This window comes from Caldithrix abyssi DSM 13497, from assembly GCF_001886815.1.
Taxonomy (GTDB): domain Bacteria; phylum Calditrichota; class Calditrichia; order Calditrichales; family Calditrichaceae; genus Caldithrix; species Caldithrix abyssi.
The window spans coordinates 4,859,497-4,881,842 of sequence record NZ_CP018099.1 but is presented as its reverse complement, the minus strand read 5'-3'; the positions used below and the strand labels follow the sequence as shown (position 1 = coordinate 4,881,842).

The window sequence follows — 22,346 nt, the reverse complement described above, 5'->3', positions numbered from 1 at the left end:
TCAGCCCTTTAAATATATTTTCTTATCTCCAACTTTATTTGCAACATCCATATTATGGGTTATTAAAAAAATCCCTATGTTGTCTTTTTTTAGATTATTAATTATTTCAATTATATTTTCTATTTGGACAATATCTAGCGATGAAGTTATTTCATCAAAAAGAATATATTTAGGTCTTAGTATTAATGCTCTTGCAATAGCAATTCTTTGTTTCTGACCTAATGATGATTGATTAGGGTAATTATTTATAAAATCATGCATATCTAAAAATTCAACTAGCCTTTCAAAATCAGCATGATAATCTTTTCCTTTTACGGCAAGTATTATATTTTCTTTATTGGTCAGATGCGGCCACAAAAACAATTGCTGGTAAACAACTGTTACTCTGGGATAAGGTAATTTAATATTGTTATTTCGTGAGGGGAATGTATATTCTAAATCATCAATTATTAATTTACCGCTATCTGGATAATCAAGTAATGAAAGAGAACGCAATAAGGTTGTTTTCCCACAACCACTTGGGCCCAAAATAATAGCTGCTTTTCCTTGATTTATTTCAATATTTATATTGTCAAGAACTTTTTTTTTGCCAAATGATTTTGAAATGTTAATTCCTTTAAGCATGATCTATCTTTCAGAAATATCTCTAGCGTATTTGTTTTTTAACCACAGAGCTAAGCCATTTAATGGTAATGATATCATCAAAAAGAATATACCTAATGCTGTATAAATTTCTACTGGTTTATAGATAATAGCATTGACACGTTGAGTTACTCTAAATATTTCATCAACGGATATTAAACTTGCAAATAAAGTCATATGCAACATATTCACTTGAACAATAATAAAGGGTGATATAGCATGTCTAAAAATCAATGGAATATCGATTTTCCAAAGACGCCTAGTAATTGGAATACCACAGACTTTTGCAACTTCAATATATTGGTTTGGTAAATTTTCCATTGCATTCCTAACAATATCAGCTACAGCAAAAATATTTACAATTGAAAGAGTGACAGATGCTGTTATGAATGGGTCAATTTGAATTTGCAACAACTCCTGAGCTGGATAATGTAACCAAAAAAGAAAAACTAAAATAGGAATACCTGAAAGGACAAAAGATAATATTTTTGAGGGTATTCCAATTCCGAGTTTATATTTAGAACCCAAGACGCCGAGTAATCCACCAATGAAGAAGCCGCTTAACCAAATAATTAGACATAATTGGAAGGTAACTCCAATACCTTTAATAAAACCTTCTTGATATTCTTGTATAATTTTGAATACTGACATATGTTTATTCTTCTCTAAATGGTAAAGCTATCTTCTGAAAAGAACCAGGAAACTTCTCATACTTTGAGACTATTTTGTCGATAAAACCATTATTAGCCAATTCGTCAATACCAATATTAATAGTTGATAGTAGTTCGACTTCACCTTTGCCTACAATCATAGTATTTGGAAAAACTCTTAAAGGTGGAACATTTTTAACTTCTTTGATTTTACCAGGATTTTTGCTCATATATTCTAATGCTATTGCAGGTTCAACAAAAGTTATGTCAGCCTTTCCACTTGAAACTTCTAATAACACTTGTGAAACATCATTCATCTGGGTCAAACTAACTTCTTTAGCTTTTGGAAAATCAAATTTAGCAATTATGGATGTCATTTCTCCATCGATAGAAGAAATTCTTATATCAGGATTATTTATTTTGGTTAAATTTCCATCAAATCTATTATCGTTGAACCTAACGTAAGCTCTTACTGTGCTGTAATAAAGAGGCTTAGTAAAATCAACATGTTTGCCCCTTTCAGTTGTAGGCCAAACACCTGTGCAAATCAAATCAACTCTTCCTGAATTGATTGCTTCAATCATTGAACCCCACCCCACTTCTTCTGTGTATTCAATTTTCAATTGTAGTTTCTTGCCAATTTCCTGAAGCACTTCGTGAAATATACCTGAAAATTTTCCAGTATTAGGGTCCTTGATAAAGCTCGGTGGATATGAAATATATCCAACCCTAATTTTACCAGATTCCAAAATTCTCTGGTATGTGCTTTTTGATTGTTTTAAGTAATTAGATTTGCTTCTATCGCTATCACAAGAGAATAATAATAGACAAACGAAGACAAAACTTAAGATAACTTTTAAACCTTTCATGATTTAGCTCCTATGAAATGTTAGTTTAATTTGATTCTCAATCAATACCCATAACGTTTTGGCTAACTTGCCGCTGGATTGCGAGGCACAGACTTTGAATAACCAGAAAACTTTATGCGGGCTTCTAAACTTGAAAAACCGCACAGCCACTGCGGTCAAGTTGAGCCAATGGTTATATGTTTAACTACTTGTTTTTAAAAGAGATTGTATGTATTCTTCACCTTCTCTTGAAAATCTATAGTTTATTTGATTGCCTTCTTTTGATTGCTGAAAAATGAATTTTTTAGATTTGGCTGCATGTTTTATGAGATTTGAAGGATTAGATAATTTAATACCGTGATCTTTAAGTGTTTTTGTTAAATCTCTAACTTTAAAAACGTTATTTTCAGAATTGATTTGATGAAAATATCCAGCCAATAAAGCTTTATCAGTATCAGAAATTTCTTTTGGAACACGGGTTAGCCATTCGCCAAAAGTTTCTGGCAATTCATTTTCTAAATTATCTTCAGTTGAAACTGTTTCAGATTCTTTTTTAGAAATATCAACAGTTGGTTTGGGAATTTTTTTTAATAATTCCAAATATGCTATCATATCATCCTTGATTATTTTATAATGTTCAGAAATAAATTCTGCACTACCTTCCAATGAAATTTCAATTTCACCAATTCTTAAAGAAAATTTGTAGTTGTTTTCCATTATTCATTCTCCTAATCTATTTTCCAATTATCATAGTTATCTTCAACATATTTAACACCAGGTGGAAGGATAAAAACACAGTCATTTTCAGACAATTCTATTAGTTTTTCTGAATCTAAATTCTTCAAAACTTTATTTTTTAGATAATTTTTATTTTTGTATTTTAAATGTTTCATCATTTCATTAATAAACATACCCATGCTGCCACTAGAATAAAGTAACAAAAGTATTTTGTCTCTGATATTTAGTTTTGGATTGAGAATTATCTTTTTTCCATTTAACTCGAAAATTAATTCTAATTTTCTGGAAATCAAGTTATCAACTATTGTTTGGGCTTCTGGTAATGATACATTAAAATTCATTCTATACAATTCTGCCAGTATCCATTCTACAATTGTTATGATTAAATAGGCATCCGCTTTGTTCGGATTTATGTCACCACTTATATGACCTACGCCACGTCTATTTCTGATATTGTAAATGGCTCCAAGGCACCTTGGAATATGTATTCTATAAGAGTCGTGAATGGTTGTTGGTGATTGTTCTAAGTTTTTTATTTCATTAAACATATTTCTAATTGTTGTGCCAATGGGAGTAAATCTCCCACTATAACATACATATTGCAGAATTCTTAATGCAGCTTCAACAAATTTGCCACCATTTAATTCAGAAGGCTCCCACTTATTCAATATGAAATTTGTTTTAATTTCTACATATGAATTTAGCAATGATTCTACTAATTGGTCGGGAAAAACTTTTTTCAAGTCACTTTTAAATTGATTGATCATTCTTATATTCGCTCTTAAATACCTTTACATATAACGATTTGGCTTAACCGGCGCTGCCACGCACCGATAAACTTACAATGGACGATGTCACGCCGCGCGTGGCAGCGTCCGTGTTGAAGCCGTGGTTATGTGTTTAATTATCATCACTACCATTTTGTTTTTTAGGGATTTTTTTTACAAATAAATTATAAAATTCTTTTATCATCTCAATACCAGTTCCCATAATTGAAGGTTCTAATATAAAATTTTTAATTTCTTCTATTGAAGCTGACATTGGTTGTTTAATCAACTTTAATGTTGGATCCTTTCTTTCACGTGGGAGTAAAGGACAAATTATTTTTACTTCCCTTTTATTTTCAATATTTATTATCCAAACTTTAAATAAAGCTTGAGTTTTTAATGCATTTCTTATAATCCTTGTTACAATTATTAAATCAGACCATTTTTTTAATAAATTTAAAATATCGTAATCATAATTATATTGGTCTTTTAATAATTTTTCAAAATTTCTTCCAAAGTGTCCTGATTTAGATAAATCAGGAATAGGATTTTGCACTTTGTCATATCCTAATATTTTTCTTGATTGATAGATTACTCTAAAAATCTTTTCAATTGTCTGTCTTATAATAAACAAGTATGATTTAAATAGAACACTTAAAGTAACATCGGAAAAATCATGTTCAAAACTTCTAAAATAAAAATTTGGTTTCGGAATATCTTCATTTTCAAAAACATCTTCTTTTTTCAATTCATTTAATCTTTTTAAAAACAAATTATAAATTAATTCTAGCTCTCGTTTAAGAAGTTTGATGAGCTCAATATTACTGTAAATATCATCTCTTGGTGGCTGAATATAAATTTTTACTCCCATAATGATAATCTATTTTTATTTACACATAACGTTGAGCTAACCAGCGCCAAAATTATTTCACCATATTTTCAGACCAGCAGGGAAGCGCACAACTCCACAAACTTTCCAAACCGCCGCCCGCGTTTTGGCGTCTGGTTGAGCGACTGGTTAAACGCCTGAACAAAATGCGTTACCCTGCTTGATGACAAAATACCAAACAAACCTGCGTCAGGCAAGCAGCAACGATAATTTTTTACAACGTCTTCAGAACAAGGCAAAAAGGCCACACCTTAAATAAAGAAGCTATTTCAACTCAATGGACTTTTTGCCGCTCTTACGTGCCGTTATTTGATCTTAACAAAAAAGGTTTCTCATTTCCTCTAAGTTGCTGCGACCATAAAGGCGAATATGTACGTTTAACGTTGAGCTAACCAGCGCCAAAATTATTTTACCATATTTTCAGACCAGCAGGGAAGCGCACAACTCCACAAACTTTCCAAACCGCCGCCCGCGTTTTGGCGTCTGGTTGAGCGACTGGTTAAACGCCTGAACAAAATGCGTTACCCTGCTTGATGACAAAATACCAAACAACCTGCGCCAGGCAAGCAGCAACGCTAATTTTTTACAACGTTTTTGGAACAAGGCAAAAAGGCCACACCTGAAATAAAGAAGCTATTTCAAATTCAATGGACTTTTTACCGCTCTTACGTGCCGTTATTTGATCTTAACAAAAAAGGTTTCTCATTTCCTCTAAGTTGCTGCGACCATAAAGGCGAATATGTACGTTTAACGATGAGCTAACCAGCGCCAAAATTATTTCACTTGATTTCCAGACCAGCAAGGCAGCGCACAACTACACCAACCTTTCAAATCGCCGCCAGCGTTTTGGCGTCTGGTTAAGCGACCGGTTAAACGCCTGAACAAATTACGTTAACCAACTTTACTACAAAATACCAAACAAACCTGCGTCAGGCAAGCAGCAACGCTAATTTTTTACAACATCTTTAAAACAAGGCAAAAAGGCCACACCTTAAATAAAGAGCCTATTTCAACTCAATGGACTTTTTGCCGCTCTTACGTGCCGTTATTTAATCTTAACAAAAAAGGCTTTTCATCTCCTCTAAGTTGCTGCGGCAATAAAGGCGAATATGTATGTTTAACGATTGAGCTAACCGGATTTGCCACGCGCCAAGATTTTACAATTGGAGACGACTCTTTCACCGGCCGAATTCATGCCTCTGCCTGCTCCTTTCGGGGCGTGGCAAATTCCGTGTTGAGCGAGTTGTTAGCAGGCATTTTAGTGTTTTTATTTTAATTCATCCTTATCTAATAATTGTTTACCATGACGAACTGAAGCAATAATTATTAAATCTATTTCAATTTTGTAGATTATCCTATAATTACCAAATATAATTTCTCGTATATCTTCTTGATTTATTTCTGGTACTTTACGGCCTGACTTTGGAAATAATTTTAGCTTTTCAACTTCTTGAAATACATTTTCTAACCATCTATGAGCTGCTTCTGGCTTGTCTAAAGAAATATATTCCGCAATGTCTATCAATTGAACCTTTGAACGCGGTGACCAGATAATTTTCATTATTTAAATCTTTTTAGCAATTCTTCCTTAACTTGATTATGCGGAATCCCTTTCCCTTCTGCTATCTGTTTTTCTGAAACATAAATATCTTCTAATATTTCTAATTTTTCAATTAGATTCTGATAATCAGTTACATCCATTAATACGGCTTTACTTTTTCCATGTTGAGTTATTATTAAAGGACGACGGGTATTATTTATTTGTTTTAATAGTTTTGAAGCATTCGCTCTGAATTCAGATAAAGATTTTATATCTTGTTCAAAATTTATTGTTCTCATAGTATTCACCTTATTTAGTTTCTTATTTTGTACTAAATAAGATACAATATTATCACGGGAAAATCAATTTCACCACATAGTGGTTATATTTTGGGCCTGCTAACGATGAGCTAACCAGCGCCAAAATTATTTCACCGTGTTTTCAAACCAGCAGGGCAGCGCACAACTACACCAACCTTTCAAATTGCCGCCCGCGTTTTGGCGTCTGGTTGAGCGACCGGTTAAACGCCTGAACAAAATCCCTTAACCTGCTTGATGACAAAATACCAAACAATCCTGCGTCAGGCAAGCAGCAACGCTAATTTTTTACAACGTCTTTAGAACAAGGCAAAAAGGCCATACATTAAATAAAAAAGCTATTTCAACTCAATGGACTTTTTGCCGCTCCTACGTGCCGTTATTTAATCTTAACAAAAAAGGTTTCTCATTTCCTCTAAGTTGCTGCGACCATAAAGGCGAATATGTACGTTTAACGATTGAGCTAACCAGCGCCAAAATTATTTCACTGTATTTTCAAACCAGCAGGATTGCGCACAACTAAACCAACCTTTCAAATCGCCGCCAGCGTTTTGGCGTCTGGTTGAGCGACCGGTTAAACGACTGAACAAAATGCGTTATCCTGCTTGATTACAAAATACCAAACAAACCTGCGTCAGGCAAGCAGCAACGCTAATTTTTTACAACGTTTTTGGAACAAGGCAAAAAGGCCACACCTTAAATAAAGAGCCTATTTCAAAATCAATGGACTTTTTGCCGCTCCTCCATGCCGTTATTTGATCTTAACAAAAAAGGTTTCTCATTTCATCTAAGTTGCTGCGACCATAAAGGCGAATATGTACGTTTAACGACGGAGCTAACCGGATTTGCCACGCGCACAAAAACTTTCACTTGGCAAAAACGCTCTCACTGGGCAAATTCATGCCCCGCGTGGCAAATTCCGTGTTGAGCGATTTGTTAGGGAATATGACTACTGTTGTATTATACGACTTTCTTTAATGGTATTATGCGACCATTTGAGAATCTTTTTATACTTACTCCACCTGTAGTCATCAAAACAGAAAATTTCATCACCGTTCTTTAAATATATGATAAATTCATGCTCATGTTCTGTATATTTGTTATCACTTAAACGAATTCTATCTATCCTGTCAATCTTATCCCAAGTAAATAGTATATTTTCCCCATTAGTATTTGTTAAAATCCCTTGCGGAATAATTTTCTCAGAATAATGTCTATATTTAAATTTATTAACAATAATTTTAATTAAATTCGTTTTAATAATTAAAAAGTAAACTGCAATAATTTCATAAATTATTACTATCAAATATTTTAAATAAAATGGCTTTATCAATATAAATATTAAGAAATAAGCGGGAAGCACAAACAATACATATAAAATAAATATTAAAAACAAAATTGAAAGAAAATATGCCAATAATTTTTCAGAGAGTTTTTCTTTACCGTCATAAATGATTATTTCTTCAGGATTATTATTTTCAAAATTTTCATTATAGGTGGTCAATAATTTTTTACCAAAATTATCTATGAACAGTTTTCTGACTTCAAACTTATTTTTAATTAATTCATAATTGATATTTCCCTTTTTAGTTTTAATATTTTTAGATGTTAAGCCCAATATTTCATTGAAATGTACAACTTTATTTGGCCTAACATAGTATTTAAATATTACTGTTTGTGATTTTTCATTAATTTCAATACATCTTATTAATTTAAAAAATAAAACGTTTATTATTAATGGAAATAATAACAGTAGGCTAATAATTAATTGGAAATCATATTTTGAATCATATATTATTATAAATATTAGTGATAAAGTTAATATAATAAAAAACACAAAAGACAAAATTAATTTACGACCATATTCAGGACAAAGTCTTCTCATAATAAGTTAAAAGTGGTTTTTCCCTAACGATTTGCTTAACCGGCGCTGCCACGCCCCACTGAACTTCCATCGGACGCTGTAATGCCACGCGTGGCAGCGTCCGTGTTGAAGCCGTTGTTATACCAAAATTTTTTAATTAATCAAAATATAAACTTCTAATTCTTTCTCGTATAATTTGATTACTTGGAACTTCTCTTATCCCAAATCCAAAAGGATCATTGTTAGAATTTTTTCTAATATAGGGTTTTATTTTTTCGTCAAATATTTCTTTGCTTCTTGAATAGTTTTTTAAAAATCCAGAAAAAATACCTGCAATGTAATCTGCTATTTGGATTCCTACACTATGATGTGAATTCTCAAAATTTATACTGTCTTTAATATGACTATATCTTTCAATAAAGTCACCTTCTAAATACAAAAGATTATATGCATTTCTTAATAATTCATTTTTTTCTCTGGATATTGGGTCAAAAAACAATATGCTTAGATTTTCTTCTTCATTTTGTAATTCCATTTCTATTCTCTGCATATGGTCTTGTAGATGCATCTTATAAAAATTCGTTTCATTAATTGATGGACAATGATTATTAAAAGTAACTGTATAGATAATTTTTACAAAACTTAATCTATTTAAAATTGCCAAAGAACTTTCTACGAAATTTATTAAAACATGATAATCTATATCTTTTAAAAAATAGAAATCACAATCACTTGTAATAGGTTTATTATTAATTTGATAATGACGTATAGACCACAAGTATGACCATTTTATTTCTTTATCTACAGGTAGATTGAAACGAATTTTTAGATTAAAAAATTCATTAGACAATAATTTCCATTCGGAACCATTAATTAAAAATGTTGCCCTAATATAATAAGGGTGTGTTCTAAGAAATCTTCTACTTCTTTGTTGCTGATATTGCCCATTTTCATCACTGAAAGCAAAAAAGATACTCATACAGTTTCCAATACTCTATCGTGGTATAACGATTAGCTAACCAGCGCCAAACTTATTTCACCGTATTTTCAGACCAGAAGGGCAGTGCACAACTACACCAACCTTTCAAATTGCTGCCAGCGTTTTGGCGTCTGGTTGAGCGACCGGTTAAACGCCTGAACAAAATGCGTTACCCTGCTTGATGACAAAATACCAAACAAACCTGCGCCAGGCAAGCAGCAACGCTATTTTTTTACAACGTCTTCAGAACAAGGCAAAAAGGCCACACCTTAAATAAAGAAGCTATTTCAACTCAATGGACTTTTTGCCGCTCCTACGTGCCGTTATTTAATCTTAACAAAAAAGGCTTTTCATTTCCTCTAACCCATCTTGAACAAAATTTAAGCCCAAATCACCAAATTTCCACCTTCGGTTTTTGTAAGTTATTGGTTTTTTTGGATCGAGTTTTCGAGATGTCGTTGTAGTGCCCCATACTATATTGGTTTTTCCCTTGACTTAATAGGCTGATATGATTATATTTGAACATGTTTATTAAAGAAGTCACAAAAAAGAATAAAGGGTACGATAAAACCTTCGTTTACCATCAATTGGTCGAATCCTATCGTACTGAAAAAGGCCCAAGACAAAGAAAATTGCTCAACCTGGGCAAGCTTACCATTCCTAAAGACCAATGGAAAACACTTGCCAATCGCATCGAAGAGATCATAAGCGGACAAGCTTCACTGATCGAAGTGGACGAGCAAATTGAACAATTAGCCCAGCGCTATGCCTCGCTTTTAATTCAAAACAAACTAAAACAAGAAAAGGTAGAAAAAAAAGAAAGCCCACAGGAAACCGAGACCATTTTTACGGGCTCTGTCAAATTCAGAGATGCTAGCAGTATAGGAGGCGAATACATCAGTTTGATGATGTTAAGAAAGCTTAAGTTCAATGAACTTTTAAAAAAGCTGGGCTTTAAGGAGAAGGATATTAAACTGGCCGAACTGTTGATCGTTTAGAACATAAGGACAAAATCGAGAATGGTTTAGTAGAGCAAGAGCGTCTGTTATTTTCCTTGCAGGAAAAGATCATCCTGTACGATTTAACCAATACGTATTTTGAGAGTAGTCGTACCAGTGAACTCAAGGCTCGCGGACGTAGTAAAGATAAGCGTCACGATATGCCCCTGGTTACTTTAGGCCTGGTATTGGATGAGGATGGATTCCCCAAGGAGAGTCGTCTTTTCTCTAGCAATGTTTCCGAACCAGAGACTTTGTCTAAAATTCTGGATACGATAGGCGGCAAAGTCAGGAAATTGATTATTTTAGATGCCGGGATTGCCACAGAAGAGAACTTGCAACTGATCACAAAGCGTGGACACGACTATCTGGTTGTCTCACGCAGTAAACCGGAAATCGAGATCGAAGAAAATGCTTTTAAAGAGATTAATCACGATCAACGCCATAAAGTGGAAGCCTATCTTTACCGTAAGGATAAAGAGCTTTATTTATACTGTCGCAGCGCCTCAAGGCAAAAGAAAGAGGAAGCCATTCGACAATTTCATCAGCAGCGCTTTGAGGCGGAGTTGAAATATGCGGCGGAGAGTTTGCACAAGAAACGAGGCACGAAGAAATATCCCAAGGTTTTAGAACGCATTGGCCGTATAAAGGAACGCCATGCAAAAGTGGCCTATTTTTATGATATTACGGTTAAGCATCACAATGGTATCGTGACAGAGATCAGCTGGAAGATAAAAGATGAGCAAAAGATGGATGATCGATTTTCCGGCACGTATTATTTACGGACGAGTCGTCTGGATTTAACGGATCGTGAGATTTGGCAGCTCTACATCAGTTTAACGGATGTGGAGGATGGATTTCGCTCGTTGAAGAGTGAATTAGGCTTAAGGCCTAATTTTCACCAGAAGGATAAACGCATTGAAGGGCATATTTTCATTTCGATTTTAGCCTTTCATGTATTGATAAGTCTTCAAAAACAATTACATGATGCAGGCGTTTATCATCGCTGGACAACCATTCGTGAATTACTTTCCGTACAGCAGCGAGTAAGCGTGGAGATGAAAACTCAGAAAGGAGATTTATTAGTTATAAGAGATACGACCGAACCGGAGGCGATTCATTATTTAATGGCGCAGGCATTTAAGATCAAGCCAAAGCCATTAGGTATGAAAAAGATAAGAATTTAAATATTGTAGTGGTAATAAAAAAGAACGACATGTTGTTTTTAAATAACTTAAATCGTTTTAGTGTTCAAGATGGGCTAAGTTGCTGCGACCATAAAGGCGAATATGTACGTTTAACGATTAGGCTTAACCTGCGCGAGCACGCTTGAAAAACTTACACTTAACGATTCATGTTCCGCGTGCTCGCGTCAGAGTTGAAGCCGGTGTTAGCTGATTTATTCTATTTTTTTCCACTGTTTTAATAAATATTCCTGTGGGTTTGGGATTACAAAAATTTTATTTTTAGGAAAAAATAAGTATTTTTTTTCTGATAATTTATAATTAAGTGTGCTTAAATTATTGATAATCCCTTTTTCACCATCTACTAAACAAACAATAAATTTCTTTTTAAACAAGATTTCTATTAGTTTTTCAAATTTCTCTTTTGTATAATTTAGAGACAGAACCAACTGTTTAAATCTTTCAAATTCTATTTTTTCATTGATATATTCTAAAAATAATTTATTAAAAAGTTCATCTATTCTTGGAAATTCAGCTTTCATTTCAGCTACAATATTTTTTTGTAAAAAATTAGAATACGCATCAATGGCATAATCTAAATCCTTTTTATTAACTTTTGAATGGTCTTCATTAACAGCGGACTCAAATAATTTTGACATAAAAAATATTGCATCACGTGGTCTAGATACAATTATCTTTCTTATTGTATCATATGGATGTCTATTATTACCAAAGTCAAAATAATCAATCCAAACTTTTTCAATTTCTTCTTTAGATTTAAGATTTAAATTATATTCAAATCTCTTTTCTATCAACTTGCGTAAAATCTTTTCATTTTTTTCCCAACTAATTTCGTATGCTCTAACTGTTAATTTATCAGGTTCACGTGAGTTTTTTAGAATAAAATCAAAAATATCTTTCCTGAGGAAAATTGTAATATTAACTTTTATCTCTGACTCATTTTTTGCTTTTATATCTTTTACTAATTTACTACTAAATTCAAAAAGACTTAAAATCATATCAGATTGGAGTGAAAGATCATTTTTAAAATCCCAAGTTTTATCCAAATTATCGGCCAATATGTTTACAGAAAAATATTTTTCATTTTTAAAATATTCTCTGATTATATTCTTAGCTTCTGTTATAAAATAATCATAAATATGATTTAACAACGAAGGATTATTTATTAAACTATCGTCACCAATAATTTTGCTTAATTTTAAAATTGCGCCATAAAAATTTAGATGGAGTTCATCTTTATATTTATTTCTAAATTCTATTATTGCCTTTTCTTCTTTAGAAGGAGAATAATATGGTTTGTTTTTATTTTTTATTTTTGAAAAAATTAGTTCTATTAGTTTAGCATATACTACATATGCCCAAACTGTAAATAAAAATGATTTTTTGGACCTTTCATTGTTATATAAATTTGAAAGCTCTACGTTATCTAATAGCTCATCTGAATCTGGCTTAATAATAATGTTAAAATTTTTATTATACTTTGATAAATCATCACATAATTTAATAAAAACAGCCGATTTACCAGTTCCTTTTTGTCCAACAAAAATTGATATTGTCTTCTCTAAAGATTTTCTATAAGCCTCTATTTCGATAAAATAATTAAGTAATTCATTTTTTTCTTCTTCTGCGATTTCACAACCAATACCTAATTTTATCAAATTTAGTTTTTTTTCTTCCTTATGTATATCAAGTTTTTTTATTTTTCCAGTAATTTTAAAAGGTTCTACATGAGTTTTAATCCAATCTTCAATTTTAATTAAACAATCTATTGCATCATCATATTCTATAAGAATATCAGAATAATCTATAGGAGCTTTAAAAGGCTTTTGAGCTACTAGAATTGTTTTCTTTCCTAAACCAAGTCCTAGTCCTGCAAAAAAGGAAGATTCACTATTTGTATAATTACTATTAATATAAGAAATTGGCAAAAGATGAATTATTATATGATTTGACTTGAATAAGCTAGTTAAATACCAAATAAGTGTTTGATATTCTACTTCGCTGGTATCATCAGTTATTATTTTGTAGGATAACGATTTTAAATAATCTGACAACTCTAAGGCTGCTTGAGTATTACTTTTAGAAGAAATATAAAAAATATCATGAGTATTCTTTTTAATTTGATTTAAATTTACCAATTGAGAAATTAATACATTATATACATTTACTTTATTTTGTAGTTCTCGTAAAATACCTTTATGGTTTTCAAAATGGACATATCCGATATTACTTAAGATCTTAAAACTTCGATATTGTTCAACAGCATTATGTATATTTTTATTCAAAAATATTAATAACTTTTTTCCTTTTCCAATCGCATAACCAAGTTCAAAAAGTACATTATGATTAAGATATGTTAAATCACAAGCAAAAATATCACATTTTTCTATCTGATCAAATATTGTCTTGTTAATAACCTTTCCAGAAATAGTAAGGTCTTCCCATGTCTTAGCTCTGTATTTCTTTTGATGAGCGTTAAACTCTTTTACTGCTTTATGAATCGCGTCCTTATTTTCAGGATGTCCACTTTCATATGCAAAAAAAATATTTTTTGGAGATTTTTTCATACTATTTTCTTTTATTATTGTCTAAGAAATAATAAAATACCAGCTAACGTTAAGCTAACCAGCGCCAAAATTATTTCACCAATTTTTCAGACCAGAAGGGCAGCGCACAACTACACAAACCTTTCAAAGCACCGCCCGCGTTTTGGCGTCTGGTTGAGCGACCGGTTAAACGCCTGAACAAATTGCGTTAACCTGCCTGTGACAAAATACCAAACAAACCTGCGCCAGGCAAGCAGCAACGCTAATTTTTTACAACGTCTTTAGAGCAAGGCAAAAAGACCACACCTTAAATAAAGAAGCTATTTCAACTCAATGGACTTTTTGCCGCTCTTACGTGCCGTTATTTAATCTTAACAAAAAAGGTTTCTCATTTCCTCTAAGTTGCTGCGACCATAAAGGCGAATATGTACGTTTAACGTTAAGCTAACCAGCGCCAAATTATTTCACCATACTTCCCGGCCAGCAGGGCAGCGCACAGCTACACCAACCTTTTAAATTGCCGCCCGCGTTTTGGCGTCTGGTTGAGCGACTGGTTAAACGCCTGAACAAAATGCGTTACCCTGCTTAATGACAAAATACCAAACAAACCTGCGCCAGGCAAGCAGCAACGCTATTTTTTTACAACGTCTTCAGAACAAGGCAAAAAGGCCACACCTTAAATAAAGAAGCTATTTAAAATTCAATGGACTTTTTGCCGCTCTTCCGTGCCGTAATTGGATATTAACAAAAAAGGTTTCTCATTTCCTCTAAGTTGCTGCGGCCATAAAGGCGAATATGTACGTTTAACGATGAGCTAACCAGCGCCAAATTATTTCACCGTATTTTCAAACCAGCAGGGCAGCGCACAACTACACCAACCTTTCAAATCAATGCCCGCGTTTTGGCGTCTGGTTGAGCGACTGGTTAAACGCCTGAACAAAATGCGTTACCCTGCTTGATGACAAAATACCAAACAATCCTGCGTCAGGCAAGCAGCAACGCTAATTTTTAACAATGTCTACAGAACAAGGCAAAAAGGCCACACCTTAAATAAAGAAGCTATTTCAAATTCAATGGACTTTTTGCCGCTCTTACGTGCCGTTATTTAATCTTAACAAAAAAGGCTTTTCATTTCCTCTAAGTTGCTGCGACCATAAAGGCGAATATGTACGTTTAACGATGAGCTAACCTGCGCCAAAATTATTTCACTGTATTTTCAAACCACCAGGATTGCGCACAACTACACCACCCTTTCAAATTGCCGCCCGCGTTTTGGCGTCTGGTTGAGCGACCGGTTAAACGCCTGAACAAAATGCGTTAACCTGCTTGATGATAAAATACCAAACAAACCTGCGTCAGGCAAGCAGCAACGCTAATTTTTTACAACGTTTTTGGAACAAGGCAAAAAGGCCACACCTTAAATAAAAAAGCTATTTCAACTCAATGGACTTTTTGCCGTTCCTCCGTGCCGTTATTTAATCTTAACAAAAAAGGTTTCACATTTCATCTAAGTTGCTGCGACCATAAAGGCGAATATGTACGTTTAACATATTAGTTTATAAGTCTCCCTAATTTAAAAAATTTTTCTATATTTAGAAAAACTTTTCTAAATATAGACATTTTTTTCTATTATTAGAAAACTCAAGAAGGCTGCTTCTTTGATTCATTTCTTAATCTTCTTTCTCCCACTATTCTATCTTCTAAACCCAATGCTTGAACGGCGTCAAATCGCAATTCCCATGCTCTTTCTTTTCTATTCCATTTACCGCCAAATGATTTTACCTTCATCGCCAGATCAATCTCTCCATAGTCGATTCTTAACATAACAATTTTATTTTTCGGAATATAATTTTCTTTTTTATGCCATGCGCTTTTTTCTTCAACAAGTTCTACGGTGATCATTTTTTGACAAAGTTGCGCGTCGTATTTATATCGGACACAAATTAATTGATCTCCATATTTCTGTACCCATTTTTTTGTGCCCGCTTGTCCTGGATATAATGTCCTCTTTGTTCTCATTTCTATTATGTAATTTTTTAAATTTCATCTGCAGGACTTTTTACTCCCAGCCCACCTTTTTTTATCACATGAGTATAAATCATCGTTGTTTGAATATTTTTATGCCCCATCAATTCCTGAATGGTGCGTATATCATAGCCGTTTTCCAAAAGCCGTGTAGCAAAGGAATGACGAAATGTATGACATCCGGCATGTTTCGTAATACCCGCTTCTCGAATAGCTCTTTTTACAGCCTTTTGTAAAACAGATTGATGGATATGATGTCTTCTCTTAATACCCGTTCTTGGATCTGTCGATATTTTTGCCGCAGGAAATAAAAATTGCCAACCAGGCTCCTTGCCTGCAAAAGGATATTTCCTTTCCAGTGCATAAGGAAGGTAAACAGAACCATATCCATTTTTTAAGTCGTATTCATGTAATTTCTTTACATATTCGATCTGTTTTTTTAATGGAATGATGAGTTTTTCTGGCAATAGCGTTACCCGGTCCTTCTCGCCCTTGCCGCTTCAGACTGTGATCTGCTTATACTCAAAATCGATATCTTTCACGCGCAGTTGCAAACACTCGTTTAATCTCAATCCCGCTCCATAAAGCAGCATGGCCATTAACCAGGTGGCGCCATTAAGCTTTTCCAGCACAGCCTTCGCTTCATTATGGGTAAATACAACCGGCAACTTTTGGGGCTTTTTTGACCAGTAAATTTCTCCAATATCACCCAAATCAATGTTAAGTATATGTTTGTACAAAAAAACAATAGCACATAAGGCTTGATTCTGCGTCGAAGCGGCAACCTTTTCATTCACTGCCAGATGTGTCAAAAATTCGTTGATTTCCTGCTTCCCCATCTCCAACGGATGCCGTTTGTTGTGAAAAAAGATAAAGCGCTTGATCCAATGGATATAAGCCTGCTCCGTACGATAGCTGTAATGTTTTAAACGTAACCCTGCCCTTACCTGGTCGAGCAATTTAGGTTGCCTTCGAGAAGTATGTGTGGAAGTTGTGAGCATCATCAGAATCTCATAATTAATCATAAATAGTATAAAAAATGAAAATGAAGTTGTCAAGCAAAAAATGATGCTTCTACACAACCGCACGGCCATTGATTGACATTAATGAGTTTAGTATAAAAACCACGAATTTCACGAATGGACACGAATATATTTTATTTAATTTAAATAAAAACAATAGCCCCATTTAAATGTAATTAGATAATAATGCCTTTTTAGAGGAACCTCATTATCTTACCCCAATTAATTTTTGGGTGAAAAAGTTATTTTTTAAAAGGTAAATATTCTTTAAATTAGAGAAGTATTGATGTGAAAAATACGGAGAAAAAGAAAGATGCAAAAACGAACGATTCCCTGGCTGTTTGAAAGTAGCGTAAACAGGTTTTCGCAAAATCCCTTGATCTGGGAAAAACGGACGGATAGCTACCATTATTTAACCTATCGACAAATGCAGGAGCTGGTTCATCAATTTGCCGCGGGCCTGTTGAGCATGGGCGTTAAAAAGGGCGAACGCATTGCCTTGATTTCTGAGGGCAGAAATTACTGGTTGATGAGCGAGTTGGGCGTTTTGTATTGCGGTGCGATCAGCGTTCCCATTTCGGTTAAAATAAATGAATTGTCCGATTTGAAATTTCGACTGGCGCATTCAGGGAGTCGAGTGGTCATTGTTTCCGGTCAGCAAGCTCATAAAATTGACAAAATTAAAAATGACCTTCCTGAGCTGGAAAAGGTTATTTTACTGGATGCAAGAGAGAGCTATGAAAGCGATGAAATTTTAGTTGATGAGGTTCTGGCTCGTGGGAAGGAGTTTTTGAAAAATGAGGATGGCCGGAAGCGGTTGAATCAGACCTGGCAGGCCATTGAAGAGGATGATTACGCGACGATAATGTATTCTTCGGGGACGACCGCGGATCCAAAAGGCGTCATTCTATCTCATAAAAATTATGTGGTAAATACGGAACAGTCGTTAACGGTGATGGATATCCCGCCATATTTTGTTACGCTATTGATTTTGCCGTGGGATCATGCTTTTGCCCATACGGTTGGTCTTTATACGTTGATAAAAAATGGCGCCAGTATGGCGGCGGTTCAAAGCGGTAAGACTCAGCTGGAAACGCTTAAAAATATTCCTAAAAATTTAAAAGAAATCAGACCGCATTTTTTATTGAGTGTTCCGGCTCTGGCAAAAAATTTCCGCAAGAATATTGAGAAAGCGATTCGAGATAAAGGGAAGGCCACGGAAAGGTTGTTTCAGCAGGCCCTGAAGATTGCTTACCTTTACAATGGAGAGGGCTGGAATAAGGGCAAGGGCTTTCGCAAGGTTTATAAACCGCTTTACGCGCTGTACGATAAGGTTTTGTTCCGTAAAATTCGCGATAGTTTTGGCGGAAGGCTGCAGTTTTTTATTGGCGGCGGGGCTTTGCTGGATATCGAGATGCAGCGCTTCTTTTACGCGATTGGAATTCCCATGTTTCAGGGGTACGGATTAACCGAAGCTGCGCCGGTCATTTCATCCAACAAACCTCACGAACATAAGCTGGGTACTTCTGGCAAGGTTTTGAAGGGAATGGAGGTTAAGATTGTGGATGAACGGGGTAATGAATTGCCCACCGGTCAAAGGGGAGAGATTTGCGTTAAAGGTGAGAATGTGATGGTCGGTTACTGGAAAAATCCGACGGCCACGGAAAATGCCTTGCGGGACGGCTGGCTACATACGGGAGACCTTGGCTATCTGGATGAAGAGGGATATTTGTATGTGCTTGGCCGTGAGAAAAGTTTGTTGATTGGCAACGACGGTGAGAAGTACAGTCCGGAAGGTATTGAAGAGGCGATTCTGGATCACTCTCCTTATATTGATCAGATTATGCTGTACAACAATCAATCGCCTTATACTATTGCGCTTGTGGTGCCTAATAAAGCGGCTGTAATTGAATGGGCGCGGGAAAATAATGTGAATTTTCAGACGGAAGAGGGGCAATGTGCGGTTATAAAATTAATAGAAGAAGAGATTGATAAGTTTAAACCGGGCGGCAAATATGCAGGATTGTTTCCTTCGCGCTGGCTGCCGGCGACATTTGCCATTCTGGGCGAGGGATTTACGGAGCAGAACCGGTTGTTGAATTCTACTTTGAAGATGGTGCGTCCGAGGATTGTGGATTATTACAGGAATCGTATTGACTATTTGTACACGGCTGAAGGTAAGAATGTATGTAATGAATGGAATAAACGGATAGTTAAGCGGATGAGTGTGAAGGGAGAGGATGAGCTTTCGGATCAGGTGATGCAGAAGTAGGGGGAACTGTTTTAACAGTTTTTCAGGTTTTCAAACGGAGAAGCTCGTGTTTTTGTAAAAGGAGGTCGAGCTCCTGCCGGAAGGTCATTTTCCAGTGGAATTGTTCCTGTTTGGCGATGAAGTTTTCGACTGTTTTTAGTTTTGAATGGGATACGGAAAAGGCGGTGTTTTCGCTGTCCCAGGCGAATTTTTGAGGGATGATATCGTTTTGATTGACCCAATGGGACGAACTGCCTTTTAGAAGATGGAATAGTTCTTCGATGGTCATTTTGGGGGGCAGTTCAACGAGGGCATGGAAGTGGTCTGGACTGACATGGTTAATTTTCATGTGAATTCCTTTTTCACGGGCATAGTTGTAGAAATATGTGGAGAGTTTAAGTCGGGCTTTTTCTGTCAATATTTTTTCGTGATTTTTGGTGCCCCAGAGGATGTGTAACCAACAACGAATGTGAGATTTTTTAGCCATTGTAAATACCTCCTAATTTTTGATTAGTGGAAGATATGGGGCAAACCGTTTAAACGGTTTCGGGCCGCTGCCATTCACCAGTCACCAACCCTCCCATTTGTTCCTGCTCCTCCTCCTATCCAAGGCAGCGAAGCCGCAACCAAAATCAACTACAACGTGCGCAAAGAATGTTTTAAATTAAATTACCCTTGCTCGCTCGATCCTCACTCCCAGACAAAAGATCAGGAATGAACGTACTTGTAAGGGCGAAGGATTTCCAACCATACTTTATCCAGAGCGCTTTTTTTATATGACTAAAGATTAATGCTTACCATCGCTGAATTGTTTGTGGAAATCCTTCGCCCCTACATAAACGGTGGCAGGAATTCACCACATTTGCAGAAACAGGTTTGAAATGGCAGACTAACTATTCAACCATTCAACTAATCAACTATTCAACCAATCCATGGACGGGGGATGAGTTTTTAAAACAGCACAAAATTTTTCGCACGCTAAGGCATTACATTTTTCGAAGGAAGTATCCTAACCCATCTTGAACAAAATTTAAGCCCAAATCACCAAATTTCCACCTTCGGTTTTTGTAAGTTATTGGTTTTTTTGGATCGAGTTTTCGAGATGTCGTTGTAGTGCCCCATACTATATTGGTTTCCCCCTTGACTTAATTGACTGATATGATTATATTTGAACATGTTTATTAAAGAAGTCACAAAAAAGAATAAAGGGTACGATAAAACCTTCGTTTACCATCAATTGGTCGAATCCTATCGTACTGAAAAAGGCCCAAGACAAAGAAAATTGCTCAACCTGGGCAAGCTTACCATTCCTAAAGACCAATGGAAAACACTTGCCAATCGCATCGAAGAGATCATAAGCGGACAAACTTCACTGATCGAAGTGGATGAGCAAATTGAACAATTAGCCCAGCGCTATGCCTCGCTTTTAATTCAAAACAAACTAAAACAAGAAAAGGTAGAAAAAAAAGAAAGCCCACAGGAAACCGAGACCATTTTTACGGGCTCTGTCAAATTCAGAGATGCTCGCAGTATAGGAGGCGAATACATCAGTTTGATGATGTTAAGAAAGCTTAAGTTCAATGAACTTTTAAAAAAGCTGGGCTTTAAGGAGAAGGATATTAAACTGGCCGAACTGTTGATCGTTGGGCGCCTGGTGCACCCCTCAAGCGAATGGGCGACCTTACGCTGGGTCAAAAAGCAAAGCGCCATCGATGAGCTTTTAGAGTTAGACCTTTCAAGACTTTCTCACAATAAACTTTATCGAATTACGGATCAATTATTAGAACATAAGGACAAAATCGAGAATGGTTTAGTAGAGCAAGAGCGTCTGTTATTTTCCTTGCAGGAAAAGATCATCCTGTACGATTTAACCAATACGTATTTTGAGAGTAGCCGTACCAGTGAACTCAAGGCTCGCGGACGTAGTAAAGATAAGCGTCACGATATGCCCCTGGTTACTTTAGGCCTGGTATTGGATGAGGATGGATTCCCCAAGGAGAGTCGTCTTTTCTCTGGCAATGTTTCCGAACCAGAGACTTTGTCTAAAATTCTGGATACGATAGGCGGCAAAGTCAGGAAATTGATTATTTTAGATGCCGGGATTGCCACAGAAGAGAACTTGCAACTGATCACAAAGCGTGGACACGACTATCTGGTTGTCTCACGCAGTAAACCGGAAATCGAGATCGAAGAAAATGCTTTTAAAGAGATTAATCACGATCAACGCCATAAAGTGGAAGCCTATCTTTACCGTAAGGATAAAGAGCTTTATTTATACTGTCGCAGCGCCTCAAGGCAAAAGAAAGAGGAAGCCATTCGACAATTTCATCAGCAGCGCTTTGAGGCGGAGTTGAAATATGCGGCGGAGAGTTTGCACAAGAAACGAGGCACGAAGAAATATCCCAAGGTTTTAGAACGCATTGGCCGCATAAAGGAACGTCATGCAAAGGTGGCCTATTTTTATGATATTACGGTTGAGCATCACAATGGTATCGTGACAGAGATCAGCTGGAAGATAAAAGATGAGCAAAAGATGGATGATCGATTTTCCGGCACGTATTATTTACGGACGAGTCGTCTGGATTTAACGGATCGTGAGATTTGGCAGCTCTACATCAGTTTAACGGATGTGGAGGATGGATTTCGCTCGTTGAAGAGTGAATTAGGCTTAAGGCCTAATTTTCACCAGAAGGATAAACGCATTGAAGGGCATATTTTCATTTCGATTTTAGCCTTTCATGTATTGATAAGTCTTCAAAAACAATTACATGATGCAGGCGTTTATCATCGCTGGACAACCATTCGTGAATTACTTTCCGTACAGCAGCGAGTAAGCGTGGAGATGAAAACTCAGAAAGGAGATTTATTAGTTATAAGAGATACGACCGAACCGGAGGCGATTCATTATTTAATGGCGCAGGCATTTAAGATCAAGCCCAAGCCATTAGGTATGAAAAAGATAAGAATTTAAATATTGTAGTGGTAATAAAAAAGAACGACATGTTGTTTTTAAATAACTTAAATCGTTTTAGTGTTCAAGATGGGCTAATACCCCACGCCTTCAA

The 22,346-nt window shown here is 35.4% G+C and carries 15 protein-coding genes and 2 pseudogenes; 3 read left to right on the top strand and 14 right to left on the bottom strand.

Going from position 1 to position 22,346, the window contains the following annotated elements; genetic code table 11:
• The 10 genes from Cabys_RS19205 to Cabys_RS19155 form a co-directional block, all read right to left on the bottom strand.
• A complete protein-coding gene (locus Cabys_RS19205; RefSeq protein WP_006927685.1) occupies window positions 1–624 on the bottom strand; it encodes an ATP-binding cassette domain-containing protein in 624 nt (207 codons plus the stop codon).
• Window positions 625–627: 3 nt separating this feature from the next.
• Window positions 628–1,293 (bottom strand): ABC transporter permease subunit, encoded by a 666-nt coding sequence (locus Cabys_RS19200; RefSeq protein ID WP_006927686.1) that lies wholly within the window; start codon window positions 1,291–1,293, stop codon window positions 628–630.
• A 4-nt stretch (window positions 1,294–1,297) separates the two neighbouring features.
• Window positions 1,298–2,161 carry an ABC transporter substrate-binding protein gene (locus Cabys_RS19195; protein WP_006927687.1) on the bottom strand — a complete coding sequence of 288 codons (864 nt, stop codon included), beginning with the start codon at window positions 2,159–2,161 and terminating at the stop codon, window positions 1,298–1,300.
• A 180-nt stretch (window positions 2,162–2,341) separates the two neighbouring features.
• Window positions 2,342–2,857 carry a hypothetical protein gene (locus Cabys_RS19190; RefSeq protein ID WP_006927688.1) on the bottom strand — a complete coding sequence of 172 codons (516 nt, stop codon included), beginning with the start codon at window positions 2,855–2,857 and terminating at the stop codon, window positions 2,342–2,344.
• Between the two features lie 11 nt (window positions 2,858–2,868).
• Window positions 2,869–3,645, bottom strand: a complete 777-nt coding sequence (locus Cabys_RS19185) for a hypothetical protein (RefSeq protein WP_006927689.1) — start codon at window positions 3,643–3,645, stop codon at window positions 2,869–2,871.
• Between the two features lie 133 nt (window positions 3,646–3,778).
• Window positions 3,779–4,516: a hypothetical protein gene (locus tag Cabys_RS19180; protein WP_006927690.1), complete on the bottom strand. Its 738-nt coding sequence runs from the start codon at window positions 4,514–4,516 to the stop codon at window positions 3,779–3,781.
• A gap of 1,285 nt (window positions 4,517–5,801) precedes the next feature.
• The gene (locus tag Cabys_RS19170; protein ID WP_006927691.1) at window positions 5,802–6,095 is read right to left on the bottom strand and encodes a type II toxin-antitoxin system RelE/ParE family toxin; all 294 of its coding nucleotides are present in this window, start codon (window positions 6,093–6,095) and stop codon (window positions 5,802–5,804) included.
• Window positions 6,095–6,373: a type II toxin-antitoxin system Phd/YefM family antitoxin gene (locus Cabys_RS19165; protein WP_006927692.1), complete on the bottom strand. Its 279-nt coding sequence runs from the start codon at window positions 6,371–6,373 to the stop codon at window positions 6,095–6,097. The genes Cabys_RS19170 and Cabys_RS19165 overlap by 1 nt, the downstream gene beginning before the upstream one ends.
• Before the next feature lie 967 nt (window positions 6,374–7,340).
• A complete protein-coding gene (locus tag Cabys_RS19160; RefSeq protein WP_006927682.1) occupies window positions 7,341–8,276 on the bottom strand; it encodes a hypothetical protein in 936 nt (311 codons plus the stop codon).
• 136 nt (window positions 8,277–8,412) lie between these two features.
• On the bottom strand, window positions 8,413–9,234 hold the full coding sequence (locus Cabys_RS19155; RefSeq protein ID WP_006927694.1) for a DUF3800 domain-containing protein: 822 nt from the start codon (window positions 9,232–9,234) through the stop codon (window positions 8,413–8,415).
• 524 nt (window positions 9,235–9,758) lie between these two features.
• Between Cabys_RS19155 and Cabys_RS19145 the strand changes: the two are divergent.
• A pseudogene (locus tag Cabys_RS19145) lies at window positions 9,759–11,419 on the top strand (IS1634 family transposase).
• Window positions 11,420–11,631: 212 nt separating this feature from the next.
• Here the strand turns inward: Cabys_RS19145 and Cabys_RS19140 are convergent.
• The 3 genes and pseudogenes from Cabys_RS19140 to Cabys_RS19130 form a co-directional block, all read right to left on the bottom strand.
• Window positions 11,632–14,004 carry a P-loop ATPase, Sll1717 family gene (locus Cabys_RS19140; protein WP_006927695.1) on the bottom strand — a complete coding sequence of 791 codons (2,373 nt, stop codon included), beginning with the start codon at window positions 14,002–14,004 and terminating at the stop codon, window positions 11,632–11,634.
• A 1,620-nt stretch (window positions 14,005–15,624) separates the two neighbouring features.
• Window positions 15,625–16,002, bottom strand: coding sequence for a hypothetical protein (locus Cabys_RS19135; protein ID WP_006927696.1), 378 nt, complete (start codon window positions 16,000–16,002; stop codon window positions 15,625–15,627).
• 17 nt (window positions 16,003–16,019) lie between these two features.
• A pseudogene (locus Cabys_RS19130) lies at window positions 16,020–17,009 on the bottom strand (integron integrase).
• A 334-nt stretch (window positions 17,010–17,343) separates the two neighbouring features.
• On the opposite strand from Cabys_RS19130, the gene Cabys_RS19125 reads away from it, so the two are divergent.
• Entirely contained in the window at window positions 17,344–19,302 is a 1,959-nt protein-coding gene (locus Cabys_RS19125) for an AMP-dependent synthetase/ligase (RefSeq protein ID WP_006927697.1), read from the top strand.
• A 22-nt stretch (window positions 19,303–19,324) separates the two neighbouring features.
• On the opposite strand, the gene tnpA is transcribed toward Cabys_RS19125, so the two are convergent.
• The gene (tnpA, locus tag Cabys_RS19120) at window positions 19,325–19,768 is read right to left on the bottom strand and encodes an IS200/IS605 family transposase (RefSeq protein WP_006927698.1); all 444 of its coding nucleotides are present in this window, start codon (window positions 19,766–19,768) and stop codon (window positions 19,325–19,327) included.
• 687 nt (window positions 19,769–20,455) lie between these two features.
• Between tnpA and Cabys_RS19115 the strand changes: the two genes are divergently transcribed.
• Window positions 20,456–22,252 (top strand): IS1634 family transposase, encoded by a 1,797-nt coding sequence (locus tag Cabys_RS19115; protein ID WP_006926703.1) that lies wholly within the window; start codon window positions 20,456–20,458, stop codon window positions 22,250–22,252.
• Window positions 22,253–22,346: the final 94 nt, after the last annotated feature.

Excerpts from the sequence above, each read along its gene's own strand:
- Cabys_RS19140 (WP_006927695.1), bottom strand. The coding sequence starts at position 14,004 with ATGAAAAAATCTCCAAAAAATATTTTTTTTGCATATGAAAGTGGACAT.
- Cabys_RS19165 (WP_006927692.1), bottom strand. The coding sequence starts at position 6,373 with ATGAGAACAATAAATTTTGAACAAGATATAAAATCTTTATCTGAATTC.
- Cabys_RS19195 (WP_006927687.1), bottom strand. The coding sequence starts at position 2,161 with ATGAAAGGTTTAAAAGTTATCTTAAGTTTTGTCTTCGTTTGTCTATTA.
- Cabys_RS19190 (WP_006927688.1), bottom strand. The coding sequence starts at position 2,857 with ATGGAAAACAACTACAAATTTTCTTTAAGAATTGGTGAAATTGAAATT.
- Cabys_RS19155 (WP_006927694.1), bottom strand. The coding sequence starts at position 9,234 with ATGAGTATCTTTTTTGCTTTCAGTGATGAAAATGGGCAATATCAGCAA.
- Cabys_RS19115 (WP_006926703.1), top strand. The coding sequence starts at position 20,456 with ATGTTTATTAAAGAAGTCACAAAAAAGAATAAAGGGTACGATAAAACC.
- Cabys_RS19205 (WP_006927685.1), bottom strand. The coding sequence starts at position 624 with ATGCTTAAAGGAATTAACATTTCAAAATCATTTGGCAAAAAAAAAGTT.
- Cabys_RS19125 (WP_006927697.1), top strand. The coding sequence starts at position 17,344 with ATGCAAAAACGAACGATTCCCTGGCTGTTTGAAAGTAGCGTAAACAGG.
- Cabys_RS19135 (WP_006927696.1), bottom strand. The coding sequence starts at position 16,002 with ATGAGAACAAAGAGGACATTATATCCAGGACAAGCGGGCACAAAAAAA.
- Cabys_RS19170 (WP_006927691.1), bottom strand. The coding sequence starts at position 6,095 with ATGAAAATTATCTGGTCACCGCGTTCAAAGGTTCAATTGATAGACATT.
- Cabys_RS19200 (WP_006927686.1), bottom strand. The coding sequence starts at position 1,293 with ATGTCAGTATTCAAAATTATACAAGAATATCAAGAAGGTTTTATTAAA.
- Cabys_RS19180 (WP_006927690.1), bottom strand. The coding sequence starts at position 4,516 with ATGGGAGTAAAAATTTATATTCAGCCACCAAGAGATGATATTTACAGT.
- tnpA (WP_006927698.1), bottom strand. The coding sequence starts at position 19,768 with ATGGCTAAAAAATCTCACATTCGTTGTTGGTTACACATCCTCTGGGGC.
- Cabys_RS19160 (WP_006927682.1), bottom strand. The coding sequence starts at position 8,276 with ATGAGAAGACTTTGTCCTGAATATGGTCGTAAATTAATTTTGTCTTTT.
- Cabys_RS19185 (WP_006927689.1), bottom strand. The coding sequence starts at position 3,645 with ATGATCAATCAATTTAAAAGTGACTTGAAAAAAGTTTTTCCCGACCAA.